This window comes from Natrialba chahannaoensis JCM 10990 (assembly GCF_000337135.1).
GTDB classification, from domain to species: domain Archaea; phylum Halobacteriota; class Halobacteria; order Halobacteriales; family Natrialbaceae; genus Natrialba; species Natrialba chahannaoensis.
The window spans coordinates 1-25,648 of record NZ_AOIN01000037.1 but is presented as its reverse complement, the minus strand read 5'-3'; the positions used below and the strand labels follow the sequence as shown (position 1 = coordinate 25,648).

21 protein-coding genes are annotated in these 25,648 nt (G+C 59.9%); 12 read left to right on the top strand and 9 right to left on the bottom strand.

Features of this window, described 5'->3' with window-relative positions:
• Positions 1 to 420: 420 nt before the first annotated feature.
• On the bottom strand, positions 421 to 1,656 hold the full coding sequence (locus C482_RS05240) for an ArsR/SmtB family transcription factor (RefSeq protein WP_006166445.1): 1,236 nt from the start codon (positions 1,654 to 1,656) through the stop codon (positions 421 to 423).
• Positions 1,657 to 1,920: 264 nt separating this feature from the next.
• Between C482_RS05240 and C482_RS05235 the strand changes: the two genes are divergently transcribed.
• Positions 1,921 to 2,196: a glutathione S-transferase N-terminal domain-containing protein gene (locus C482_RS05235; protein ID WP_049896502.1), complete on the top strand. Its 276-nt coding sequence runs from the start codon at positions 1,921 to 1,923 to the stop codon at positions 2,194 to 2,196.
• On the opposite strand, the gene C482_RS05230 is transcribed toward C482_RS05235, so the two are convergent.
• A complete protein-coding gene (locus tag C482_RS05230) occupies positions 2,193 to 4,406 on the bottom strand; it encodes a heterodisulfide reductase-related iron-sulfur binding cluster (protein WP_006166441.1) in 2,214 nt (737 codons plus the stop codon). The two genes, C482_RS05235 and C482_RS05230, sit on opposite strands and share 4 nt — an antisense overlap.
• A gap of 180 nt (positions 4,407 to 4,586) precedes the next feature.
• On the opposite strand from C482_RS05230, the gene C482_RS05225 reads away from it, so the two are divergent.
• Together C482_RS05225 and C482_RS05220 are read left to right on the top strand one after the other, a co-directional pair.
• Positions 4,587 to 5,177, top strand: coding sequence for a hypothetical protein (locus C482_RS05225; RefSeq protein ID WP_006166439.1), 591 nt, complete (start codon positions 4,587 to 4,589; stop codon positions 5,175 to 5,177).
• A gap of 82 nt (positions 5,178 to 5,259) precedes the next feature.
• On the top strand, positions 5,260 to 5,949 hold the full coding sequence (locus C482_RS05220) for a CRISPR-associated protein Cas4 (protein ID WP_006166437.1): 690 nt from the start codon (positions 5,260 to 5,262) through the stop codon (positions 5,947 to 5,949).
• Positions 5,950 to 5,975: 26 nt separating this feature from the next.
• On the opposite strand, the gene C482_RS05215 is transcribed toward C482_RS05220, so the two are convergent.
• From C482_RS05215 to C482_RS05205, 3 genes are all read right to left on the bottom strand, one after another.
• Positions 5,976 to 6,560: an L-threonylcarbamoyladenylate synthase gene (locus tag C482_RS05215; protein WP_006166436.1), complete on the bottom strand. Its 585-nt coding sequence runs from the start codon at positions 6,558 to 6,560 to the stop codon at positions 5,976 to 5,978.
• A gap of 70 nt (positions 6,561 to 6,630) precedes the next feature.
• The gene (locus C482_RS05210; protein ID WP_006166434.1) at positions 6,631 to 7,140 is read right to left on the bottom strand and encodes a redoxin domain-containing protein; all 510 of its coding nucleotides are present in this window, start codon (positions 7,138 to 7,140) and stop codon (positions 6,631 to 6,633) included.
• On the bottom strand, positions 7,140 to 7,475 hold the full coding sequence (locus C482_RS05205) for a glutaredoxin family protein (protein ID WP_049896501.1): 336 nt from the start codon (positions 7,473 to 7,475) through the stop codon (positions 7,140 to 7,142). The genes C482_RS05210 and C482_RS05205 overlap by 1 nt, the downstream gene beginning before the upstream one ends.
• A gap of 102 nt (positions 7,476 to 7,577) precedes the next feature.
• On the opposite strand from C482_RS05205, the gene C482_RS05200 reads away from it, so the two are divergent.
• A complete protein-coding gene (locus tag C482_RS05200) occupies positions 7,578 to 8,981 on the top strand; it encodes a hemolysin family protein (protein WP_006166431.1) in 1,404 nt (467 codons plus the stop codon).
• A gap of 106 nt (positions 8,982 to 9,087) precedes the next feature.
• Here C482_RS05200 and C482_RS05195 read toward each other — a convergent pair whose 3' ends face one another.
• The 3 genes from C482_RS05195 to C482_RS05180 all read right to left on the bottom strand — a co-directional run bounded on the left by C482_RS05195 (position 9,088) and on the right by C482_RS05180 (position 12,974).
• The gene (locus C482_RS05195) at positions 9,088 to 9,963 is read right to left on the bottom strand and encodes a hypothetical protein (protein ID WP_006166427.1); all 876 of its coding nucleotides are present in this window, start codon (positions 9,961 to 9,963) and stop codon (positions 9,088 to 9,090) included.
• 81 nt (positions 9,964 to 10,044) lie between these two features.
• Entirely contained in the window at positions 10,045 to 11,238 is a 1,194-nt protein-coding gene (locus C482_RS05190; RefSeq protein WP_006166426.1) for an inorganic phosphate transporter, read from the bottom strand.
• 1,013 nt (positions 11,239 to 12,251) lie between these two features.
• Entirely contained in the window at positions 12,252 to 12,974 is a 723-nt protein-coding gene (locus C482_RS05180; RefSeq protein ID WP_006166424.1) for a DUF5828 family protein, read from the bottom strand.
• Between the two features lie 178 nt (positions 12,975 to 13,152).
• On the opposite strand from C482_RS05180, the gene upp reads away from it, so the two are divergent.
• Both upp and C482_RS05170 read left to right on the top strand, forming a co-directional pair.
• Positions 13,153 to 13,830: a uracil phosphoribosyltransferase gene (gene upp / locus C482_RS05175; protein WP_006166423.1), complete on the top strand. Its 678-nt coding sequence runs from the start codon at positions 13,153 to 13,155 to the stop codon at positions 13,828 to 13,830.
• Between the two features lie 345 nt (positions 13,831 to 14,175).
• Positions 14,176 to 14,802 carry a DUF4255 domain-containing protein gene (locus C482_RS05170; RefSeq protein ID WP_006166422.1) on the top strand — a complete coding sequence of 209 codons (627 nt, stop codon included), beginning with the start codon at positions 14,176 to 14,178 and terminating at the stop codon, positions 14,800 to 14,802.
• 224 nt (positions 14,803 to 15,026) lie between these two features.
• Here the strand turns inward: C482_RS05170 and C482_RS05165 are convergent, their stop codons facing one another.
• Positions 15,027 to 18,434, bottom strand: a complete 3,408-nt coding sequence (locus C482_RS05165) for an ATP-binding protein (protein ID WP_006166421.1) — start codon at positions 18,432 to 18,434, stop codon at positions 15,027 to 15,029.
• Positions 18,435 to 18,833: 399 nt separating this feature from the next.
• Between C482_RS05165 and C482_RS22240 the strand changes: the two genes are divergently transcribed.
• The 6 genes from C482_RS22240 to C482_RS05135 form a co-directional block, all read left to right on the top strand.
• Positions 18,834 to 19,946, top strand: coding sequence for an eCIS core domain-containing protein (locus C482_RS22240; protein ID WP_006166420.1), 1,113 nt, complete (start codon positions 18,834 to 18,836; stop codon positions 19,944 to 19,946).
• Between the two features lie 2 nt (positions 19,947 to 19,948).
• On the top strand, positions 19,949 to 20,884 hold the full coding sequence (locus tag C482_RS05155) for a hypothetical protein (RefSeq protein WP_006166419.1): 936 nt from the start codon (positions 19,949 to 19,951) through the stop codon (positions 20,882 to 20,884).
• Between the two features lie 353 nt (positions 20,885 to 21,237).
• Complete coding sequence (locus C482_RS22235; RefSeq protein WP_241431885.1) at positions 21,238 to 22,497, top strand: eCIS core domain-containing protein; 1,260 nt, start codon at positions 21,238 to 21,240, stop codon at positions 22,495 to 22,497.
• Complete coding sequence (locus C482_RS05145) at positions 22,494 to 23,417, top strand: hypothetical protein (protein ID WP_006166417.1); 924 nt, start codon at positions 22,494 to 22,496, stop codon at positions 23,415 to 23,417. The genes C482_RS22235 and C482_RS05145 overlap by 4 nt, the downstream gene beginning before the upstream one ends.
• Positions 23,410 to 24,804 carry an eCIS core domain-containing protein gene (locus tag C482_RS05140; protein WP_006166416.1) on the top strand — a complete coding sequence of 465 codons (1,395 nt, stop codon included), beginning with the start codon at positions 23,410 to 23,412 and terminating at the stop codon, positions 24,802 to 24,804. Before C482_RS05145 ends, C482_RS05140 begins: the two co-directional genes overlap by 8 nt.
• Positions 24,804 to 25,648 (top strand): hypothetical protein (locus C482_RS05135; RefSeq protein ID WP_049896503.1); only part of this gene is annotated, 845 nt, incomplete at its 3' end. The genes C482_RS05140 and C482_RS05135, both read left to right, overlap by 1 nt.

Genomic DNA, 25,648 nt, shown 5'->3' with positions numbered 1-25,648 from the left:
ATGTGTATAAGAGACAGGCACTCGAGTCCGCCGCGTGGCTCCTCGAGCGCGAGTTCGAGGCAGCCGTCTCGGTCGTCCACGCAGACGCGGTCGACGAGAGCGTGCTGAAGAACGCCGAGCCGGGACGGCCGGCAATCGAGATCGAAGACTGACTGCGAACCGCGACGCTACCCGGAGCAAGTAGTGTTCGCGTCCGTTTCTTCCACTGGTGGCTCGTGTTCCGTTTCCGAACTGTCTTGGCGCTGAGTTCGTCTACCGAGGAGTGCAAGCACTACCAGCACACGCCGATTGTCCGGCCCCCAGTGACGAGCACGGTGTGCGACTCGAACTCGAGTACAGCCGCGTCCTCGGAGTCGAGTTCGGCGGCTGTAATCGTACCGCTGGGTTCTGGACGGTAAGAGATGGAGTCACCAGATCAAGTCAGCCGACCACAGAGAGCCACGCCGCGAGTATCGCGACAGCGGCGACTGGATGGGCGAGAATCATCGCGAGCGCCCGTCTCGAAGGCAATGTCACCGATCGTCGCCGCGTGGCGATGAACCGACCGACGAGGTACGCGATCGAGCCGAGTGGCATGGCGACGAGCACGACAATGGCTGGGCCGAGCGCGAGCAAGATCGTGTCCGGACCGCCCCTGACGATGTCGCCGGCGACGAGGTAGCCCCAGATGCCGACGAACGGCACGCTCGCGACGCCCCAGCTCGCGAACAAACCGTCGTTACTCGCGGCGACAGCGACGGCCGCGAACAGCCAGGCTGGAATCGCCCACTGAACGACGACCCACGAGGCGAGCGTCAGCCACCTGCCAGTGCCGACGGCGACGAGATCGAGGACGAGGAAGGTCGCGAGCATCCCGGCCAGCATCACGGTCGCGTATCGTCTCGTCAGGTCTGGTTGGCGGCCGACGAGCAGTTTCGCCGTTCCGGTGTGGTTGGCGCGGTCGTGATCACGGTTACGGGGACAGTCGGCACGGGCGTGGTTATGGTTGCGAGTACAGTCGGCACGGTTGTTGCCACGGCCCCACTCCCAGTCGCGGTCCTGTCTAAACACGCCACGTCGATCGGCCACGAGAACGACGAGTAAACCGAACAGGAACGTCGCGACGGCGACGGTTACGGCGGGCGAGACGACGGTTGTAGTTGTAGTTGTAGTCGTGGTAGTGGTCGCTGTGTCGACCGTCCCGGCGTCGTCGCCAGCGAGCATCCCGATCCGCGCCGGTTCGCGGACGAACACGCCAACAACCAGCGCGACGAGACTCACGAGCGCGATCGGTGCGAACAACCGGTCGACAGCGGCTGCGAGCCGCTCGACGAATCCCGGTTCGCCAGCCGCGATGACGACCGCTTGCTTCGACGGCTCGTAGACCGTGACTTCGCGACCGTTCTCGCCATACCGAGTTTCGACCGGCTCCAGCAGGTCCGCCGACTCGAGTTTGTCGACGTGATAGCCGACGTTCTGCAGACTCGTCTCGAGTTTCGCGGCCAGTTCAGAGCGGGTTCGGCCCTCCTCGTAGCAAGCGGCTAGCACAGCACGAGAGGTTTCGGAGCCGAGGGCATCGAAGAGTTGGTCTGCATCCTCGCCCTCGAGTCCGGCGACGGCTGGCTCGTCGGCGTCCTCGCGAAATCGGCGCACGAGCCGGCCGGCAAGTCGATCCATATCTGAACCGTCGTACTCGATGACAAAAGTGTATCCGGGTGGTCAAATGGCGGTTTGAGTCGGTGGGAGGGACCAGTGACGGGCCCGGTACGGAGAAGGAGAGAAAGAGGAAGAGAAAAACAAAAGAAAGAGAGAAAGACAGGGGAACCAGTCAATCACGTCGCTGATGGACCCATTTCACGCGTGTGGACGGGAGTAGCGGAGACCCAGTGTGACTGTGCCAGTCTACTGTTTACGGACACTCGCCGCGAACCAGTGTACGAAATGCTCGAACTGTACCAAGCAGACGGCTGTCCACACAGCACAGACGTCCGTGAGACGCTCACTGATCTCGGCATCTCGTACGTAATTCACAATCCACGCCGTCCGGGCGGAGGGGGTGGGGACGTGCTGAACGAACAGACCTACGAGGCGATGACGGCGCTCAGCGACGAGGATTCGATTCCGTTCCTGGTCGATACGGACCGTGAAAAAACGATCACAGAGAGTGACGAGATCGTGGCCTATCTCGAGGACCACTACGCTGATCGTCCGCGTTAGTCGGCAGCGACTTCGAGATTCGCTTCCTCTTCTGCGCCGATTGCCTCGACGACGAGTTCGGCGATGTCGACGATTTCGATGTCGTCCTCGTAGCCGCCGGTCTTGCGGCCGTCCTCGTACATCGTCATGCACATCGGACAGGCGACGACGAATTTTTCAACTCCAGCGCCGGCGTCGGTGTCCTCTAAGGCTTCGCGGATGCGCTCCTCGCTCGGCTTTGGCTCTTCCTCGAAGTCCATCCAGAGACCACCGCCACCGCCACCACAACAGAACGAGTTGTCACGGTTGCGCGGCATCTCGTCGAGCTCACAGCCCGTCGCACGGATGAGGTCACGTGGAGCCTCGTACTCGTCGTTGTACCGGCCCAGATGACATGGGTCGTGGTACGTGACGGTGTAATCGAGTTCGGTCCCGCTCAGGTCGAGTGCACCGCCCTGCACGAGTTCCTCCACCGCCTGCGTCCAGTGGAGCACGTCGATGTCGCCGTCTGCGTTCCACTCGTCCGTGTAGTCGAACGGCATCATCGGATCGTCTGCGAACTCCTCGAAGTCGACCTCCGGATACTCGTTTTTGAACGTGTTGTAGGAGTGTGGGTCCGTACAGACGATTTTGTCGAACTCACAGTCTTCCCACGTTTCGACGTGGTGGCCGGCGAGTTCGACGTAGAGGAACTCCTCACCGACACGGCGGATGTCGTTGCCGTCGTACTTCTCGTCCTCGAAGAGGATGCCGAAGCTGACGTCCGCTTCCTGCAGGATGGTTGCGAGGGAGCGAGCAACCTGCTTGTTGCGCTCGTCGTAGCTCGGGTAGTCGCCGACGTACCAGAGGTAGTCGACTTCCTCCTCGCGGGCGTCGGCCACATCGAACTCGAGTTCGTCGGCCCAGTCAGCACGGTCGCGAGGCGAGTCGCCGAAGGTGTTGCCGTTCTGCATGACGTTCTGGAAGACATCCTGCATGCTCGGGGCGATGTCGCCCTGGTCGGTCATCTGGCGGTTGAGTCGCGTAAAGGACTGGAGGTGCTCGATTTCGACCGGACAGGCGTCCATACAGGCCATACAGGCCATACAGGACTCCATCGTCTCGGTGTTGATGACACTCGTGCCGCCGTCGGCGATGATCGGCTTCTCCTCGCCGCCGTCGTCGAGTTCCTCGCGATACTTCTTGAGGTCGAGGATGACGTTACGCGGGTCGAGCGGGCGGTCGGAGGCCTTCGCCGGACAGACCGACGAACAGCGGCCACACTTGGTACAGGCGTCCTGGTCGAGAATTTCCTTCCAGGTGAAGTCGTCGATGGATTCTGCGTTCGTCGCGTCGAGATCCGACGGAACGTTTGGCAGGCGTGCACCGGCCTTCTCGTCGCGCGTGACGACGTTCGCGAACGAAGAGATCATGTGGAACGGCTTGGCGTATGGAATCCAGGCAACGAAAAAGAGCGCGAGCAGCGAGTGAGACCACCAGAACAGCCAGTGGATCGTCTCGGCATTGTAGCCGAGGGCTCCCGCCGCGCTGTAGTCGACGCCGTTGACCGTCGCCTCGAGTGCGGCACCGGTCGTCGGCACGTCGATCGCCTGGAAGACCATTGCAATACCGTAGCCGACGAAGCTCACGACCTCGTGGTCAGGCATACCGGTTGCGTAGATTCGTGCGCCTTCAAGCAGGAAGCCACCGACACCGAGAGCGAACAGCGTCCAGATAAAGATGTCGTCCTCGTTCGAGGTGTGACGGCCCCAGAGGCGGTGGTTGCGGACCCAGTAGCGCCGATACATCGCCATCCCGATCCCGACAACGAACAGCAGCCCCATCGCGTCGACGATGAACTGGTAGGCGAGATAGAAGTCACCCTCCCAGAAGACGATGCCGAAGATGAGTTCGGTCGTGTACTGCTCGAAGCCGATGATCAGCGTCGCGATGAACAGTGTCAGAAAGCCCCAGAGGATAAACGAGTGCATCAACCCGCCGTAGAGGTCCCGATTGAACTGCTTCTCGTTCGAGAGAACGATCTTCGCAGAACTCACGATGCGACTCGGCAGATCGTTGAGACGGGCGAACGGATCGTCGTCGCCCTGCGTGTACCGGCTAAATCGAAGATACACGCCATACGCGAAGACAGCGAGAGTAATCGCTACGAGGAGATAGAACAGAACGTACCCAACGTCGCTGATCCCCAGGTAGGTCTCCCTCCCTGCGTTCGCCTGTGCTATGACGTTCATGTTCAATCAGGGGTTGGGGCGTAACTTAATTCTTGCCACACTTCACGAGAGACGACCGCTACGCCCTCTTGCGAAAATTACTCCTGCGTTTTCAGGTTTATAATTGTTGTCCATAGGTCGATGGCACTCGACGCTATCTGGCAACAGCCTTAAATAGCCTCCCATCGGGAGTGTCCACCCATGAACGAAAAAACCGAAGAACTCCGCGAGATCTTCACCGACGTGACCGACGGCGAAGAGACAATTACCGAATCCCAGGAAGACACCCGTGGGTCACTCGAGAAGGACGAGCAGACTGACGACGAGCGACTCGAGAGCGTCGTCGCGCAGATGCGCGAGCGCTACGAGTTCGAGACGCCGCTGTCGGACGAGGAGTTGATCGCAGTCGCGAAGGCGTTCTACGACGACGACAGCGATGCGGCTATCGCCGACGACCTTGGCGTTGCTCCCGAAGTCGTCTTCGAAGCCCGCATGGCCCTCCACCTCGTCGGCGAGGACGATGCCGACGAGGTGGACCTCGTTGCGATTCGCGACCGCGACGAGGACGACGAGACGCTCGCCACAGAGTACGACGTGAGCGCCGCAGAGATCCGTCGGTTCCGACGCATTGCGGCCGCACAGGACGAATCCCGTGCCGCAAACGATCGCTACCGCGACGAGTTCGACAGCATCCTCGCCGACGCCGACCTCTCGACACAGATGGCGACCGACGTGCGCGAGGACGGACTCGAGGACGCGACTGAAGGGATGGAGACGAACGTCGACTTCTAACGCTCCCACCAACTGCGCCGTTCCGATTGGCTGTCCCCGCAGGCTGCGCGGGTTTTTATACGAAGACCCGACCAGACGAGCCATGAGCCACCCCCACGTCACGTTCAGCGACCTCCGAACCGCCGCCTACTGCCCACGAAAGTGCTACTACCAGCGGACACGCGACTGCGACCGCAACCCGCCACCCGATATCCAAGCGATTCGTGCGCTGGCGACACGGTACGAGCAGTTGCTCGAGGCAGGTCCGGGTGTACTCGAGTCCGAACCGATCGCGAGCACCCCAGCCGACTACCGACGAACGCTGGCCGCGACGAGAGACCGACTCGAGGAGACAGAAAACGACGACTGGGAGCGCCTCTGTACCCCACACCAGCAGAACGTGCTTCTCACGGGACGAGAGTGTCGGGGACGAGTGCACAAGGTACTCACAGAGCCGCTGGAGCCCGTGCTGGTTTCGACTGGCTCACCCCCAGAGCAGGGAATCTGGGAACCACAAACGGTTCACGCCGTCGCGGCCGCGAAGGCGCTCGCCTGGGAGCACGAGAAACCAATCGAACGGGTCTGGCTCGAGTACCCCGCCCACGGCGTCATCCGCAACATTCGATTGACGACCCGTCGGAAAGCACGCTACCGACGCGCGCTGCGGACGGTTCGCGAACTGGACGGCCCGCCGGCGCGGACGACGAACCGGTCGAAGTGCGAGTCCTGTGAGTTCGCGGAGGAGTGTGGCGTGCGGACGCGGACGCTGCGGTCGCTGCTCGGCTTCGGCTGAGGGGCAAGCGGATATCTCGCCAGGAATCAGTGCGTCGCGAACCAGGTCTCGATCTCGTCGGCCAGCGCACCGCGACGGTGGATCGTCTCGCTCGACGGATCGACAACGGTGCTCTCGGTACCTGGCGTCTCGCCGCCGTCCAGTACCGTCGCGACGGACGCACGGAGGTCGTCGTCGAGGTCTGCGAGTCGCCGGACGCTTCCGGTGCCGCTCACGTTCGCGCTCGTGGCCGTGATCGGCGTCCCTGCGCGTTCACACAGCGCCAGTGCGGTCGGCTGGTCTGGAACACGAATCCCGACGCGGTCCTCGCCCGCGGTCAGTACGTCGGGGACATTCTCGAGTCGACGACAGAGAACCGTCACGGGTCCGGGGAGAAACGTAGCCATGAACTGCCGCTCGCGCTCGGTCGTACGGACGTAGTCGAACGCCGCCGGCACCGAAGGGACGCCGAGCGAAATTGGTTTGGAGCGGTCCCGACCCTTTACCTCGAATACGCGCTCGACGGCATCGGGATCGAGTGCGTCTGCACCGAGGCCGTAGACGGTTTCGGTGGGGTAGACGACGAGGTCGCCGTCGCGGATTGCGTCCGCGGCGCGGTCAATAGTAGACATTTGGCGGGAACTGGGGCCGGTACCGCAAAAAGGATACCGCGTCAGGCTGGTCGGTGTTTATCAACCAGCGTCAGAGCCCGAACTCGTCCTCGAGTTCGTCGTACTCTGGAAACTCGGGCCAGTCGGTGGCGACCCACGAGGCAGTGATCACCATGTCGTCGTCGATGGCGAAGAAGGCGACTCGCGGCTCGCTCACACCAGCCATCCCGTCAAGATCGTGTGGAATCCCGTAGGCGTCTGCCACGTCGTTTGCCGGGTCGGCAAAGAGGTCGAACGGGGCATCGTTTTCGGTGATGAACGCCGAGACGGCGTACGGTGTCGAGGCTGTGACGCCGACGATACGGTCGGCACGCTCGGCCCAGTCCCGGTCGCGCAGTTCCTCCCAGACGTAGGTGCCGACGAACGAACCGATCATCGGCGTGAAGACGACGATCGTCTGGCCGCCCTCGGCGACGAGTTCGGAGAGCGTGCGATCTTCCCAGAACTCGTCCGTGACGAGCGGCCGAATAAAATCGGGTGCCGATTCACCGACAGCGGGGTGGGCCGCCGGACCGAGGTCGACAACGTCGAAGTCCGCCACTAGTCGTCACCTCCGGCGACTGCGCTGGTCTCGGACGAAGACAAGTCACCGGAGCCGTACGTCGACTCCAGATACTCCACGATATTCGCGCTCTCGGCCATCGTCACGCCGGTTCGGTTGTCGACGATCACTGGGACTGTTCGGACACCCGCGACTCGCTTGACGACATCGCGCTTCGAGTGCAACGGCTCGACGAATCGTGACTGGTACTCGAGTTCGAACGCCTCGAGCAGGCGAGCGACGCGCTCGCAGTAGGGACAGGCCTGCAGACGGTAGAAGGTGATCGGTGCCTCGCCACCGGTAGTCGCATCACCAACGCTGGTGGTGTCGCTCATGTGCAGCTGTTCGGGAAACAGCCGGGTAAACGTGTCGTCAGCGGGCAAACGAGGGTGGAAATGGTAAACGGTTAACCGATCGGGTGAGAAGGCTGTACATCAATGGCGCTGGTTTCGCTCGCTGAGGTCTGGGTCGCGCTGTATGAGGTACCAGTCGTGGGACTCGAACTCGAGCAGACGACGGTCACCATTCTCGGCGCACTCACAGTTGCGGTTCTCATCGGACTCTCCGGTTTCTTCTCCTCCTCGGAGATTGCGATGTTTAATCTCTCGAAGCACCGGCTCGAGGGGATGGTCGAGGATGGGATCGAGGGTGCATCCCGGGTCAAAGAGTTAAAGGACGACCCACACCGGCTGCTCGTGACGATTCTCGTCGGCAACAACATCGTCAACATCGCGATGACCGCGATCACCACCGCTCTGCTCGGTCTCTACTTCAGCGGGCTGACCGCCGTCGTGCTCTCGACGTTCGGGATTACCGCCATCGTCCTCCTGTTCGGTGAGAGCGTTCCCAAGTCCTACGCCGTCGAGAACACCGAATCCTGGTCCGTCCGCATCTCGCGGCCGCTGAAGGCCACGGAGTACGTGCTCTTTCCGCTGATCGTGCTCTTCGATTACCTCACCCGGCAGGTGAACAGACTCACGGGTTCGTCCGGAGCGATCGAATCACCGTACGTCACCCGCGACGAGATTCAGGAGATGATTGAGTCCGGTGAGCGCGAAGGGGTTCTTGAGGAGGAAGAACACGAGATGCTCACCCGAATCTTCCGCTTCAACAACACCATCGTCAAGGAAGTGATGACACCCCGGCTTGACATGACGGCAGTGCCAAAGGATGCGAGCATCGATGAGGCCATCGAGACCTGTATCCAGAGCGGTCACGCCCGTGTCCCCGTCTACGAGGGCAGCCTCGACAACGTCCAGGGGATCGTCCACATCCGCGACCTCGTCCGCGATCTCAACTACGGCGAGACCGAATCCGACGAACTCGAACTCGCGGATCTCATCCAGCCGACGCTACACGTCCCCGAGTCGAAGAACGTCGACGAACTCCTGACCGAGATGCGCGAGAATCGGATGCACATGGCCATCGTCATCGATGAGTTCGGCACCACCGAGGGGCTGGTGACGATGGAGGACATGGTCGAAGAGATCATTGGCGAGATCCTGGAAGGCGGCGAGGACCTCCCGATCGAAGAACTCGACGAGCGCACCGTGATGGTCCGCGGTGAGGTCAACATCGAGGACGTCAACGAAGCACTCGAGATCGACCTCCCCGAGGGCGAGGAGTTCGAAACGATCGCCGGCTTCATCTTCAATCGTGCGGGCCGCCTCGTCGAAGAGGGCGAGGAGATCACCTACGACGGCGTCCGGATCACCGTCGAAAACGTCGAGAACACGCGAATTATGAAAGCGCGGCTGCGCAAGCTTGAGGAGGACGACGATGGCGACGGCGAGCAGTCAACGGCTGCAGGTGACGCGAACGGGAATAGAAACGGCGAGTAGCGGCAGGGTAGAACGACGAGGTACGGAAACATCTCTGTTTTGTCGATATCCGTCGACCGATCGGCTTCGAAGTCACGTTACAACAATGAGTGGCGATATCCGAGCGTTACGCCGCTGACTCCGTCCGTGACGAGGCGACGAGCTCCTCAACCTCCGTCGCAACGGCCGGCGGAACCGCGAGTCGCCGCGGCCCTGCCACGTACGTGCCGTCGGGTTGGGCGTACTCGAGTGTCAGGACGACCGTGTCGCCGATCTGTCGGGACGACACCGACTCGATCAGCCGGAGGTCGATCGCCTGCTCGGGGTCGTAGAGGTAGATCGCTCGTTCCTCGCGGTCGAGTGCGCCGATAGATCGCAGGAAGGAGGCGAGAACGAGTGCGACGAGCGCGAGTGGAATCAACAGTGCTGCCAGACCGGTGAACGGGCCAGCACCGGTGACGAGCAGTTCGTTCTGCGAGACGTACCGGCCGACGAGCATTAGCAATGCGATGACGCTGGCCATGATCAGGGTGCCGGTCGCAGCGTCGATCGCGCGCTCGAGGCCGCGGCCAGACGGCAACGGAACAGGGAGCGAGTCGGCGAGTGCACGCACTCGCTGTTCGGTGTTCCCGGCGAGTATGAGGACGAGCGTGGTGACGACGAGTGCGGCAGTGAACGCGACGACGATCGGTTGGCCGGCGGTCTGGCCGGCAAGGTCGTAGACACGCCAGAAGACGATGATCGAGATGGTAGCGAAGAACGTACCGACACCCAGTGACCACAGGAGCCAGACGGTCCGCGAGGTCGAGGCATCGCGCCGCCATTGAATGGGACCGTCTCCGGAGCGGTCGGGCTCGGAGTCGACTCCGTCGGGGTCGTCAGGAACCGGGGCCGCACCCCGACTCGCGCCCTGCTCCCCGTTCGCCTGCGGATTCGAGCCCGAACCGGCATCAGTGCTCGGCGTCGCACTCGAGTTCGATTGTGCGTTCGCGTCCTCCTCCATAGCTGAACTCGCCGCTGGTCGTGTAAAGACTGTTCGATGTCTGCCCGGCTGTTGGCCCTGGCAGTACAGGGGGTAGGAGAGCTACAGCAGGAGAATGTCGAAAATTGTGTACCCGCCGTAGGCAATAAGGATCGAGCCGGCGAGCGAGAGAACCCATGCGAGGACGGTGTAGCCCATCTTGCGCGCGCTCACGCCGCCACCGGCCTCAGCCGCGGCGTAGCCGCTGCCGATGATCGCACTGACGATGATCTCGTTGAACGAGACCGGAATTCCAAACAGGACCGCCGCTTGGGCGATCATGAACGATGGGATGAGCGCGGCGATCGACCGCCGCGGGCCGAGTGAGGAGTAGTCCTGTGCGATCGCCTTGATCATCCGGGGTGCGCCCGTCCAGGAGCCGAGCAGGAGGCCGAACCCGCCACCGAGGAGCAAGGCGATCAGCGGCAGGCCAACGTCGTCTGAGAGGGGAATCAAGGGACCGATCGCCAGCCCGACCTGACTGCCGCCCGCGGAAAAGGCCACGAGTGCACCCAGCACGAGCAGGAAGTGTCGTTCACCGCGTTCGACATCGCCACGGAGATCGAAACCGACTGCACCGCCCCACAGCACTGCGATGAGCGACGTCAGGACGACGACGCCTGCGAGGTCGGGGCCGGGAACCCAGCCACTCGACGCTTGTGCAATCGACGCACCGCCTGCCTCAGCGGACCCGAGAATCGCGAACTCGATGTTGGCGACGAGCACGCCGACGAAGGCGGCCAGGCCAACGATCAGGTACGTCTCTGCGATTGGTTCGCTCCGGAGCAAGCGGGCGATCGCGTAGGCGAGACCGCCGCCGACGAACGGCGTGAGGATCCACAGCGTCGCAATCTCGATGTACTTCGGCCAGGCAGGAGTCCCTCCCATCGCGAGCCCGACGCCGACGACAGCCCCGGTGACGGTAAAGGCCGTCGCGATAGGGTAGCCGGCGAAGACGCCGATTGCGACCAATGCTGCCGCGATAATCAGTGCGATCGTCGCCGCACTCGGCGAGAGGACGACGCCGCCGATGAGTTCCGTCCCAACAGCTTCGGAAACGTTCGCACCCTGTAGTACTGCACCGCTAAATCCGAGGATACCAACGAAGAAACCCGCCCGCATCACCGAAATCGCGTTCGCGCCGACAGCGGGGGCAAACGGCGTCGACCCGCTTGAACCGGCACCGATCGCCCAGGCCATAAAGAGGCTCGCAAGGGCGGCGATCAGGAACGTGGCGATCGTCGCGATTTCGACCATCTGTTCGGGGTTTCTAGCGGGTACTACAAGTGTGTGCCGGCCTACGATTGTTGGAGAACGCGGTCCCGATGGGTCGAGTAGTGGACTCGTTTGGTGCGAGGGGTGGACTCGGTTCGACACGGACTGAACGAGAACAGCGGTGACGTCCGAGAGCGCCCGCGATCGGACTGCATCGGTGATAGCGGTCCGCCACCGCCCCGCCGCTCGAGTCAATACGGAGAAACGAGTCCGTGGCTATATTTCGCCTGATTCGGAATTCGGTGCTGCGTGTTCGAGGAAGAACTCTCGGTTTCTATATAGAACCCAGAGACCAACCATCCACAGTGCGATGGCGGCTACGAGACCTAACGGAAGGTTGCCCTCATCCTTGACGGGACCGGACTCCAGAACCCCGAGAAACCCAACGATGATGTGGAAACTCCACGCAAGGAACCCGCCGCGAGACCGATCGGACGGCCGGTGATAATCAGCCATCCGACACCGACTGCAACTATGCCCAAAATAACTGGTAACACCATTCCGAGCGTAGTTTCTCCGCTACTACCTCGAAGGGCGATGCGGATCCCGTTGAAGAGAATAATCCATCCAAGTATTCCGACGCTGAGTGGTGCCCTACTTGCGTTCGGCTTAAGAAGCCATTTTCCTGGCCTATGTAGATTAAACACCATACTTGAGATGTGACTTTGGTGGCCATATGTCTTTTATACATTCTACCTCAACAGAGTTAAAATGTTAAATGTTTATTGGGCAGAGAAGTATTATAAATTATTCATCCTAATATTCTACTTCTAGATCACTGGTGTACTACTGGACATCGTACATCGGACTCTACGACTGCATTCCTCTTGGCGCTTATTTCATTCAAAAGAATGATATTTTATCTATTTCTATCGATATCAGAATGACCTATCTTAGCCCTTGACTATCTAACCAAGTACACATATGATTACCGGAGCTTACGACCACATCGTCGTTCACACGCTCCATTGGGAATCGAATGTACCGTTCGCCGCTCAGTTCGTCGTCGACTTCGATCCGTTCTCCGTCTCCGGTGGCGGCTCCCCCCCTTCGATCGCCTCCGCAGCGTCCGTATCCTTCTCTACCTCGACGTGCCAGCGGTCGATCTCATTGTCGAGTTCTGCGAGGCGGTCCGAGACACGGTCTTTGAGGTCGTCGTCGTTCACATTGACCTCGAAAACGAACCGCTCACCGTTGTCGCCGTTTCGCGCCGTTTGCTGGACATTCGCACTGATGAGTTCGTTATCGAAATAGTACGGCGCGAGCTGAGTCATCACGTTCTGGTAGACCGTGTCCTCAACCCGGCGCAGGGCCTTCCGTCCCGCCGAATCGGCCGCACGAGCGACGTAGTCGATCGACTCCTTCCAGTTGTCCATCGCCGCCTCGGCGTCGTCCTCCTCGAGTTGCTCGTAGGACGTGGTGATCTTCTCACCCGCGGTTTTGATGTCCTCATCGGGTTCTTTCCCCGCCTTCTCACCTTTGCCCTCTTCGACGCTGGCCTGATCTGCGGTCTTCTCGCTGACATCGGCCTCGAGGGTCTCGTGGGCTTTGGGACGCCACTCGTCCCATTCCTCAAACGCCCGCGCGAACCGTGCGCCGTAGTCGTGGTCGGGATCGTGAACTCCCTCGTCGCGTAGCGCGTGCGTGATGCGTTCGCCGTGTTCGACGACGGCGGCCCACTCGCCGCGAACTTTGAATCCCGAGATACTCTCTTCCATTCGAGTGAGCGGGTAGTAAGACGCGGACTGGTATAAACTTCTTCGCTGCGTCAGCTATCGCGCCTGTGCACGTTCCGTTGGGAGTGATAGGCATGAACAGCCCACGAACACCATCAGAGCCAGCGACTCGCCGTGGCTGATCGACAGTGTGAACTATCCCGCGGGTGGCCATACGAATATGCCGATCGAAGACCGCGACGATGCGTATCTCGTCACGCACGCACTCGCAAAACACACGCTCTCACAGCTTCGAGACGTCCAGACCGAGCAGGTCAGTTTCCGCAAGGGACTCGTCAAACTCGGCCGAATCTGTGGCTACGAGATCATCGACGGCCGCATGGAAACTGAGTACGTCGAGATCGAGACGCCACTCGAGCCGACCATGGGCGAGCAGATGCGCGGACTCGACGATGTTGTCATCATCAACGTGCTTCGTGCGGCGACGCCGTTCGTCGAGGGACTGTTGAAGGCGTTCCCACGCGCACGGCAGGGCGTCATCAGCGCGAGCCGCGACGAAGAAGCCGGCCGCGAGGACGACGGTTCGTTCCCGATTACAGTCGACTACGTCAAGCTACCCGAGATCACCGAGGACGACACGGTCATCATCGCCGACCCGATGCTCGCAACCGGGAGCACGATGTGTACCGTTCTCGACCATGTCATCGAGAACTCGCCGGAACCGGAGAACCTGATCGTGCTCTCGGCCGTCTCGGCACCCGAAGGACTCCTCCGCGTCGGCGACGAGTTCCCCGAAGCCGACCTGCTGACGGTCTCGATCGACGACTACCTCGACGACGACGGCTTCATCGTTCCCGGGCTGGGAGACGCCGGCGACCGAGCGTTCCGGACGACCTGAACCGTACCGCCGAGCACGGATCGACTCTCGCTCGCTTTTTTGTTTACTCGAGAACCGACCCCACTGAATTATCGTTCGTCGAACCAGAGGCTGCATCGCCAGTTAACGAAGAGTTTCAAACCGATATGCAAAACAGCCGTCAGGAACGAGAATTGTACAGGAACCACACGAGTGTTCGGAGGCAGTTCAATAAATCCAAACAAAGTAACCGATTGACGTATTACGTAACTCCATGGGCTCTCGAGAGTGTATCCGACTCGCGATCGGCAGAGGTGAAGAGGGGGTTCGATCGAGCGACAGTGGCGAACAGTGTAGCAACGGTCACCGACACGAGGTGAGCAACTGATGGGGTCACCAACGGCGTTCAAGGAACTGACCAGCCTTCTGGTCGACCTCCTCCGCGTTCGGCTGGCCAGTACCGAAGATGATGACTGGCTAGACGCCCACCAAATCCAGCCGCTACCGCCGACAGCCATCGAGGACGACTCGAACGTTCGGCTCGGCCTCTACCTGTACGATGTCTCCGGACAATCTGGCCGTTCATCCGACTCGCCGGCTATCGAAAGCGGACACAAGATTCGCCCGCCGCTAGCACTCGATGCCCACTACCTCCTGACCGCGTTTCCGAACGCGAACGCCGAAAACGAGACGACCGCTATCTACGATCAACACGAGGTACTGGGACTGGCGATGCAAGCGCTGTACGACAACAGCATCATCGAACCCGAACAGACGCCCAACTCGCTCGGTGAGCAGCAACTCACGATCGCTCACGAGGGACAGGACTCCACCGACGTGCTGGACGTCTGGAACACGTTTCCGGACGTACCGAAACAGCCGTGTGCGGGCTACCGAGTTGGCCCAGTCATGATCGACTCGACCCAAAAGACCGCCTTCGAGCGCGTCAGCGACCGTGACGTTCGACTCGAGAGTACCGAAGACGACGGTCCCGAGGACCGATTCCAACCCTGACTGGCACCAACTGCTGATTCTGGACTGATTCTGAACTGAACCGGAATATCGATTTATAGCTGAATTGGAATGGCGATCGACGCGAACCGGATACGAGAGTTCAGCAACACTTGAGTCCGGTCGACACAGGCAAGTCGTCGCAATCGGCAGCGTCACGCCGTGTCGTCGAGTGCCACAGGGTCGCCGTGTTCGATCGAGTAAATNAGTCGTCGCAATCGGCAGCGTCACGCCGTGTCGTCGAGTGCCACAGGGTCGCCGTGTTCGATCGAGTAAATCCGCCACTCGCTGTCGTCAGTCCTGAGTTCGAAGACCATCGGAATGCGATGGGAGGTTGATTCCTCCTCGAACTCGAGGACGATGCGATCCGCTTCGTCCGTAGTGCGTCGCGGCGAGGTAACGATTGCGGCGTCGTTCAGGTGNGACAGTTCGTCGACGGCTGTGCTGGAGTGATACAGCGCCTGGACGGCCTGGAGATTCTTGGTGTCGATGCCGTCGTAGAACCGTTCGACGATCGTCTCTGGCGCAAGCCCAGGAGGAGCGACGCCGGAGTCGGAAACGGAGTCTGTGGTGGCGTCGGCTGTACCCACGTCTTGGGTGGCGGCGTCCGTATCGTCGGGTTGGGTATGGGTATCCGATTCACTCGTGGGACCATCATCGAGTACGGTATTCGGTTCGCCCGTGTGCCCGCCGAGTTCGGTATCCGGTTTTCCCGTGGACTCACCGGGTTTGGTATCGACCGCAGACACGTCATCGGTAGCGCCGTCATCATTCATTGCAGCGCTCGAGAGTGTGTCGGTAGTTGTCCCGTTGTTGTCGGCCAGCGTGGGCTCGGTTCCGGCTTCTTTGGACCGGCCTGAATCGATCTCGGCATCGTCCTCACCGACACCNGTTGTCCCGTTGTTGTCGGCCAGCGTGGGCTCGGTTCCGGCTTCTTTGGACCGGCCTGAATCGATCTCGGCATCGTCCTCACCGACACCGTACTTGAGCTTGAACAGCGTCTCGATGTCGCGGCCAACGGCCTGATTCTCGTAGCTGCGCAGTTTCTCCTCGTACTGGAAGAACTCCCCTTCGATGGCGACGCCACCGGCCTCCTCAGCGTACTGCAACCCGAGGACAACGTGATCGAAGGTNTTCTCCTCGTACTGGAAGAACTCCCCTTCGATGGCGACGCCACCGGCCTCCTCAGCGTACTGCAACCCGAGGACAACGTGATCGAAGGTGATCGTCACGTCCGCGAGGTCGGCAGCCGACTCCTCGAGAGGATGGCCGTCATGGGCCTCGGTGGCAGCGATGTACGCCGCGTACTTGGCGACCTTGCGGATGACCGCGGGCGTCAGCGAGAGCAGGCCGAGGTACTCGTAGTCGAAGTTGGCGGTGTCAACGTCGGCCTCGTCGGGCCAGATCTCCTGCCAGATACGCTGGCGAATGCGCTCTTGGGGCACGTCGAACAGGATCGAATGGGCGATCCGGCGTTTGAACGCCGGGTCGATCCCCGAGCGTTTGTTCGTCGTGAGCAACGCGATGCCGTCGAACGACTCGAGACGCTGTAGCAGGAAGTTCGTCACGTTGTTCGCATAGCGGTCAGTCGAGTCGCCGACATCGGTCCGCTCACCGAACAGCGAGTCAGCCTCGTCGAACAACAGAATTGCGTTCGAGCGTTCGGCCTCCTCAAGCAGTGCCGCGAGTCGACTCTCAGTTTCGCCGATGTACTTGTTGACGATCTGGGAGAGGTCGACGCGATAGAGATCGAGACCGGTTTCGGTGGCGATGATCTCGGTGGCCATCGTCTTCCCGGTGCCGGGTGGGCCGTAGAACATCGCGACGACGCCGTCGCCCCGACCGCCGGGTTCGCCAAAGCCCCATTCGCTCGTGACCTGCCCGCGATACTGGATGTGGCCACACAGTTCCCGGAGATGGGTTTTCGGTTTGTCGTTGAGGTAGATGTCGTCGAAGGTGTACCCCGGCTCCATCGGCTCCGCCAGCGCTTCGAGGTTGCTCGCCGAGTAGCGTTTGCACGCTTCATAACAGTGCTGGCGCTCAAGTGCGCCGTCGACGGGCGCGAAGGCGTCGGTTTCGCCCGCAAAGGCGTCCGTCTCTTCGAGCGCTTCGAGTTCGTCGATATCGTCGATATCGTCGACATCAGTCCCCGTACGACAGAGATACCGGGCGGTTTTGACTGCTCGACGGATGTCACGCTGTGGCAGCCGGAAGTTCGTCGCGACGTTGCCAACGAGGTAGTCNCGACAGAGATACCGGGCGGTTTTGACTGCTCGACGGATGTCACGCTGTGGCAGCCGGAAGTTCGTCGCGACGTTGCCAACGAGGTAGTCATCGGCGATTTCGTCGGCGTGCTCCTCCCAGATTGCCAGCCGAGTGTCGTAGTCGGGGAACGGACAGTGAGCAGTCTCGACACGGTGAGCCGAGAAGTCCGCGTCAGGAGTCCACTCGTCGGTATGGCTGAGGAAGACATCGCCGGGAGCGTCATCCAGGCGCTCGACGATGGCGTCGACATCGAGACGGGTGGCGTCAGATGCCATCCCAAGGCCGTCCTCCTCGTCGAACTCGAGTGACGCGTCGTCCTCGCGCTCGGTGACGGCCTCGAGTCCAGTCAGATGGATGGCTGCTTCTTGGAGAGTCGCTTCGCGCAGGAGACGGGTGAGCAGATCCTCGCCTCGCACCGTCGCCGCTCGAGTGTCCGTGGTGCGTCGCGCTCCGCTACCACCGAGAATGTCGGCGGCTCGCACCCGGAGGATGGGGGTCTCGTCGTCGGTGAGTGCACCGGGAAGACGGTCCTTACCGGTGCCGTCCTCGCCGGAGAAGTGAAAAATGGTTGGCCTGTCAGTGGCGGTGCTACGTGTTTCGATAGCCGCCAGGGTCGTGGCTGTGGTGTCGTCGAAGACCAACCCATCCAGACTGTGATTATGGTACTCCAGAGAGACGATACCCTCGAGAAGGGGGTCGAATCGGTCATCGTCGAGGACGTACTCCACGATGCGTTCATCGACTGCAACAAAACTGTCTCTCGTCAGTTGATCCGGTGATTCGGTCCGAAGCTGCAGGATATCCTCTTCAAACAGAGCCGACGATCGGGGCAGTGGCGTCCCCGCGTCGTGACTCCCATCGATCGAGCCGTAGCCGAGTAGGGTGAGCAGTTTCTCGAGGAGTCCATACGTTGGCAACGATCCGGTGTAGAGGCCACGAAGCTGGCCGTAGATCGAGAGAATCCGTTCGTCAAACTCAGGAGCGATCGTCAACAGGAGTGCGTCGAGTTCCCGACGTGAGAGGTCGAATTTGGTCCGCAGCGAGTACAGTGGAAATGCACTCGCTGCGTCACTCGAGTCCTCGACCGTCGAATCAATAATGTCTGCCAGCTCAGCAGCCTCCTCGCGGGCATCGGTGAGTGGTTCCCCTGCCGTTGTCAATTCGTCTGTATTCGTCGAACCCGCCCGGACGCGGGAGGTAACGCCGGAGAATAACTCGTTCGGCTCCAGTTGCGGTTCACGGTCGGTCTCACCAGTCGACGGGACGGGGATCAACTGACCGTGTTCATCGTACATCTCCAGGGCGACACCGAGGATTCGTTCGATCCGTGCTAGCTCTGCAACCAGGTGATCGCCCGCGGACTCGTACATTAGCTGTGACTACTTGTGTTGGAGAATAAAGGTTGGCATCGTGCCAGGTTGACCGCAGCGGACCCGCGACGACTCCCCCCGTGCACGGCGAGGAGACTGGTGAGAACTCGACAAGGCAAAGGGTTATATTATTTTGCACTCGACTGTGAGAATATGACAGGTCGAGCGCCGTCGTTCCCCGGAAAAACGGGATCGGACGGCTGGGAGGGTAGCTAGATGAACAGTCGAAAGCATCGACGGGCACAGCGTCGTTCGAAGGACCAAGACTCAAGAGACAGATCGACCAGGACGCGCTCAAGCACCAAAACGCGCAGCCAGGAGACACACCAACGGACCGAACCCGGGGTTCGCTACTCCGGTGGCCGTGAGGTCCGNGTACCTGACCGGGAGGACGGCGGCGTGTTCGGCCAGGAGTATCACATCCAGCGGGCACTGGACGGCACGGACACCACTCAGGACGAGGTTCCCGGACAGGTGCTCGACGTACTGGGGAGTGGCGGCCGTCCACTCAATGGACCTATCCAGCGCGCGATGGAAGACCGGCTGGACGCCGACCTCTCGAACGTCCGCATTCACACCGGTGCGAACGCTGCATCGGCCGCCGACGCCATCGACGCCAAGGCGTTCACCTGCGGGAACGACGTCGTGTTCAACTCCGGGGAGTACAACCCTGAATCGGCAGAAGGGCAGTTTTTGTTGGCCCACGAACTTGCGCACGTCACACAGCAGACAGGCACCGCGATTTCGATGATGCCGAAGCCGGATGCGGATCTGCAGATCGATCCCGACCCGCAGTTAGAACGGGAAGCCGACCAGGCTGCCGAAGAGGCATTGTCGGGGGAAGAGCCCCTGACGGTGAGTCGGATGGGAACCGACGTGCAGATTCAGCGGATTCAAAAAGACGAGATGTTCACCGCACTAGCGGCATTCGACACCGACGATAGTGCAGGGAATTTCCGAGAGGACCAAAACGAGCGTCAGAAACAGTTCCTTCTCAAGAAAATCCAGGCCTATGCCGAAACGGGTGGCCGGTTGGCCGAGATGGAGAATGCCACCGATCTAAGTGCGGAGATTGAAGCGGCTGATGTGGACGAGTTGAACGAGCACGGGAAGCGATGGAAAGAGATAGCGGTTCCGAGCAAATCGGAACTGGATGATGCGAGAACAAATCTAGAGGAGTCACTCCGGCGGGACCTCGATCAAATAGCGCTGACAGATGATCAGCGAGACGAGGTCAAGTCTGGCATGGGGACAAACATGTGGACCGACGTCAGTGTTCGAGTTGGGGCAACTGCGATCGCGGCCATGTTGACGACATCGACAGCCGGCGGAGCGACGTTGAGTATTGGGGCAGGCCTCATCTATTCGTATGCTACGGACAACTGGGACAACACGAGTGGCGACATCGAAGAGCGTGCCCAGGAGATCATGGAAATTATCAGAGAGGATGCCATCAAAGCCGATACTGGCGAGGGTAACTCGACTGGTGATGCCAAGAGCAGGAGGGATTAAATATGGATGCAATCATCACTGGAGAATCTGAACGTATTGGTCTCAGTGTTATCGATAACAACGATATCGAACATCTCATCGAGATGACTGAGTCGGGCAAAATCAGGTACCACGAACAGGATGGCTATCCGGATAAAGCAGCAAACCGGCCATTAGATGAGAACGAGCACGTAAACCAAGCTCGCCGCTTTGCTAAATGGCACGTCTACCGAGAACGGGGCTATGACACACTACCACGATATCACAACCCAAATGCCATCGTTGGTGCGATGCTTGCAGTTGGTTCGATGTCCGAGCCTGCTATCGACGAACAGTTCGGTGAGCTTCTGGATACAGTCAAAACCCACAACAAGGGTGACTACGCGGATGTACAGGTTGCTGGTGTTGAGACGGATCAAATTCTCGTCTACCGGCAGGATATCTACGTCGAGCCAGATCCGCTTGACCAAGAGCAACCACTGGCTGAGCAGTTTGCCGAGTACTTCAGTGATCCGGTGCAGACGCTACAGAACCTGCTGGGTGACAACCCTGATCAGCGCCTGAATAAGCTTCTCAGCGGCGAGGCAGGACCAGCAACCCAACTCCCTGCTTTTGATCTCGAGACAGTGTCTTCTCTCCACTACCTGTATAACGATGGCGGAAGCAAGCAGACCCACAACGAGCCTGCAGTCTCGGATCGTGAACCAGATGCGCGGATCGAATTGCTCCCACTCGATCCTAGCGTCTTCGATTCCCGTCGGCAACTGTTATTCTCTCACCTGGGGAATCAGGTTCGGGATCGCTTCCTCTTGATGGGTTGTGAGCCTCCGGCGGTCTTCCAGCAGCAAGGGCTTGGTTCGTTCGACGGACTGAAAATGCAACAACTGTTAGACATGTACGACCGCTACTTCCTGGCTGACAGTGCTGCAGGGACTTGGGATCCGGGAACGTTACCGTAACAATAGTCCGCAGACGAAAGGATTGCATTAGCTATGATTGGTTGGAGAACAACCTGAGTTGAGCATCAATGGGATGGTGTGCGAGAAGAGCAGTGATCGAGGGATATCCAGATCATGCTCCAACCGTTGACGCTGGTCCAATGGTGGACAGCTCACTGTTTGCGCCTCGAGACTCTGCAGACCGGAGTTCAGGGACCCAAGACTCGACCATCCAGTTCGCGATGAAAGACATCCACACAAACGGGAAGGTTGCCGATACATCGGTCCAACGTGTGTCACAAACCCTCTCCCCGCAGGAGACCGGAATGGGGCCGAGAGCCAGCGCTCGTACCGAGACGAAATCGGACCAGGAGATGAGAACGCGGCAGTCGACCGCGTCGGCGAAAACGCGCTCAAGCGACGGGGAGACAGTTACGAGACAGCCTGCGGCCAGCAGTCCTGTTCTCGAACCACCGCAAACGCGAAACCCGTTGACCGACTCTCCAAGCACGTATCCCGGCGTAGACTGGGGCGGGTCCGACACCGCGTCCTCGGAGTCCACCGAGACGACGCGACTGCAGTTTCCCGAGCGAACTCCCCAGCCCTTCGAGAGCCGGGGCTACGGCCCGGAGGCCCAATCTCACATCTATCGTGCGGTCAAGGGCACTGGCACCGACCCAGATGGTGTTCCGGAGCCCGTGCTGGATGTCCTCGCAAGCCCGGGCCAGTCACTCGATGGTACCATCCAGCAGACACTGGAAGACCGCATGGACGCCGACTTCTCGAACGTCCAGATCCACACGGGCGCGAAAGCCGCCGAAGCAGCTGAGGCGATCGACGCCAAAGCGTTCACCTGCGGCAACGCGATTGTGTTCAATTCCGGCGAGTACGATCCGAACTCTCCCGAAGGGCAGTTCTTGCTCGCCCACGAATTGGCACACGTCACACAGCAGAACGGTGGCGCGCCAATCTCGATGATGCCTCAAGCAAATGCGGATCTCGAGATCGATCCTGATCCGCAGTTAGAGCGGGAAGCCGACGAGGCGGCCAAACAGGCGCTGTCAGGAGAGGAGCCGTTGACTGTCAACCGAATGGGCACAGAGATGCACATTCAACGAAGTGCGGAAGATTCGAAGATGAGCCGCCGAGAAGTGATCACGCTTGGGAATCCGAACGTTGGTAAACAGCAGTCGATGAAAGATCAGCAAGGGAAGATCAAAGGATTCCTCAAAGATTTCACGGATACCAAGGTTCGGCTTCCGGTTGAGGAGTTGGAAGCGCTCGTAACGAGTGTCGATACCATTGAGGATATGTACGCCTACCCCGCGGAACGAGATATCGAACCGTCAAGCGATCTCGAACAGTGGATCAATAATCCACTGATGCGAGGGTATCGGGCCGCCGGGGCGACATCGTCGGTGTTCGGACTACTGGCGCTTGGCTTTACCCCACAGGCAGTCGCCGCACTCGCCGTCGGCGTCTCCGTAGCAGCCATCTTACGACGCTACGGCGATGAGATCGGTGAGGAGGCCAGAAAGTGGTTGAAGGCGCGTCTCGAGGAGAATGATGAACAGGCACCCGCAGATAACTCTGGCGCGGGTGAAGATCCTTATAAGGGAGGCAATTCACAATGAAAGCACGGATCGAAGGGGAAGACGGTGAATATGTGAAAATACATGTTACCGACAATAATAGTACTGAACACAACCTCACTCTTGAAATTGAATCAGGAGAGATAGTCTACCACGAGCAAGACGGCTACGCGGATGACGCATCCAAGCGCACAGACAACGAGAACTATACCGTTAGAGAGGCGCGCCGTTACGCACAGTACTACGTCCATCACGAGACCAAATACGACACGCTCCCGTGGGACCTTCAGACCAACCGGTTCGAGACCGTCAGGGAAGCCCTTAGCCAACTCTCAACAGAGGAAGCCGAAGAGCACTTCGGAAACTTACTGCGCCAGAGCCTGAGCCACTACGAGAGTGATTCATCAGTTGATACGGGTGATATCGCCCGCCCCATCGAGTTACCCAAAAGTATGAGCACGCACGAAAATGCGGTGCTCTACTGTCAGGAACTCTATCTCGACGAGGACGGTCGAATCGAGACCGTCTCCGGCATCCATGTCAATTACTACGTCGCAAAGGGCGAACGCCGTACCGACCGCCACGGCAACGCACCTGACCGCGAGCCGGATGCCCGGATCGAGATACAACCGGTTCCAATTGTCGATGTGGATGTGCTCTGTGAGTACCTCCAGTACAACCTTCGGTGTCAGATCCGGGATTGCTATATCTGCGTGGGACTTGAGCCGCCCGAAGAATACAGAGTGCTTGGTCCCGGACAGGACCGCTTTACGCGCCGCTATCACGCCGCAGACCGATTCCCAGAGTATTACGATAAGCACGCCGACATTCCGGGGTACAACTACGAATTCACGCCGAGTTCACCGGTTCCACTATCAGAGTTGACGGACGCGATGGCTGAGAACGACGAAAACTCCCTCTACGGGCGGGTTCGAGACAAATTGTTCACGAGGAATGGCTGAATCGGCCTGCCACTCCGTATTCGATCCCAGGAATCGGAGGTCAGGTACCACTCCGTGTGAGAGCCAAGGCTCGAAAGAGGATTCGACTAGGACGCGCTCAAGCACCAAAACGCGCAGCCAGGAGACACACCAACGGACCGAACCCGGGGTTCGCTACTCCGGTGGCCGTGAGGTCCGGACGAGTCTGCACGGCGCGGAACTCGCCTACGACCCCCACGACATCGTACCTGACCGGGAGGACGGCGGCGTGTTCGGCCACGAGTATCACATCCAGCGAGCACTCGACGGCACGGACACCACCCAGAACGAGGTACCCGACCAGGTGCTCGACGTACTGGGGAGTGGCGGCCGCCCACTCAATGGACCTATCCAGCGCACGATGGAAGACCGGCTGGACGCCGACCTCTCGAACGTCCGCATTCACACCGGTGCGAACGCTGCAGCGGCCGCCGACGCCATCGACGCCAAGGCGTTCACCTGCGGGAACGACGTCGTGTTCAACTCCGGGGAGTACGATCCGTCGAGTCCAGAGGGACAATTCCTGTTAGCCCACGAACTCGCCCACGTCAAACAGCAGACAGGCACCGCGATTTCGATGATGCCCCAAGAGGGTGCTGATCTCGAAATCGACCCCGATCCACAACTCGAGCGGGAAGCCGATCAGACGGCCAAAGAGGCGTTGTCGGGGGAAGAACCGCTGACGGTCAGTCGGATAGGAACTGAAGTGCACGTTCAGCGTGTCCCGAAGGGCAAGGTTTTCGAAGCCCTGGCGATGTTCGAAGAAGAACGTAGTGAAGAACACTCAGACGTTCGCGAACGAACGAACGAGTTGCAGTTGCAGAATCTCCACGCTGTGGCAATGGGCATTCTGGAACAGGAAGATGTCGCAGAGAGTGCCAGCCTCAGCCGCCGAGAACTGATCGGGATGGGCGAAGACGGCATCAATGCGATCGTCGAAGGGGCGTCCCAACAAGGAAACATCCAATCCCGCTTAGCGGAGTTGGAAGCACAGATCGATGAGAAACTGGAAGACGTTGCCCTGACCGACGATCAGCGCAAGAAATTGTGGGGGGCGACGGATACGTCGACGTGGGACAAGGCCCAATGGCAACTAATCAGTACGCTTCTGTTGAACGTCACCGAAATCCCAGCACTGCTGCAAGCCGCGAAAAATAGCGCGAAAAGGAAACACGGTGTCGACGACCGTGGCGAGCAACTTCTCGCACACGCAAAACAAGGGAAGATCGAATCCTGGGACGACATCAAAGAGATATGGTACCAGACGAACGGCGACTTTGCAGAGCGTGCCAAGAAAATTAAGCAGGAGATCCGTGAGGGTACGTGGCTTGAGGAAGACCATGATCCGTATAAAGGGGGTGGAGAATAATGGATGCAAAGGTCAAAGGAGAAGATGGAGAATATCTGAAAATATATGTCACAGACAATACTGGTGCTGAGCATGATCTTACAGTAGAAATAGATTCAAGTAAAATACCATATCACAAATGCGATGCGTACGACAATAATCCTGCTCTCCGAACGCGCGAGGAGTGCGAGCATGTTGATCAGGCCCGCCGATTCGCTCGCTGGCACGTCTACCGCGAGCGAGGGTACGACACGGTTCAACCGAGGGAAAACCCCGACCGGTTGATGGCGGCCCTGCTCGCGATCAACCGGCTGGACGAGTCGACGTTCACCGACTACTTCGGCGAGTTAGAAGCGAGGCTGGCGAGCCACTACGACGGTTCATCCATCGAACTACCCTTCCCCGAGGCGGATCCGGACGATCCGATCATCTACCAGCAGGACATCTACCTCGAACCGAACCCGATCGAGTTTGAGCCACCCGTCCTGGAGCAGTTTCTTGCGCGCTTCGAGGGTGAACCAAGTTCTCCTCTCGAGTCCGAAGCGGCCGAAATCGCCATCGGGGAACTGGACTCGCTCGCGTTCGACATCGAGGCTGTCTCCGATATCCATGTCCTGTACAACGACGGGCGCGGAACCGAACAGGTCGAGCACGGCGCTGATCCACTGGAGCGCAAGCCAGATGCGAGACTCGAGATTATGGCGTTCGACGTGACCGATCTCCACTCGTTCCAGCACTTCGTCGTCTCCCACCTAGCCTACCAGATCCGCGATCGGTTCCTGTTGATGGGCGTGAACCCGCCCGTGGCTTTCCGTGCCCAGGGCTGGGGTACGTACGAGGGATTCCAGTGTCAGAAGTTCTGTGA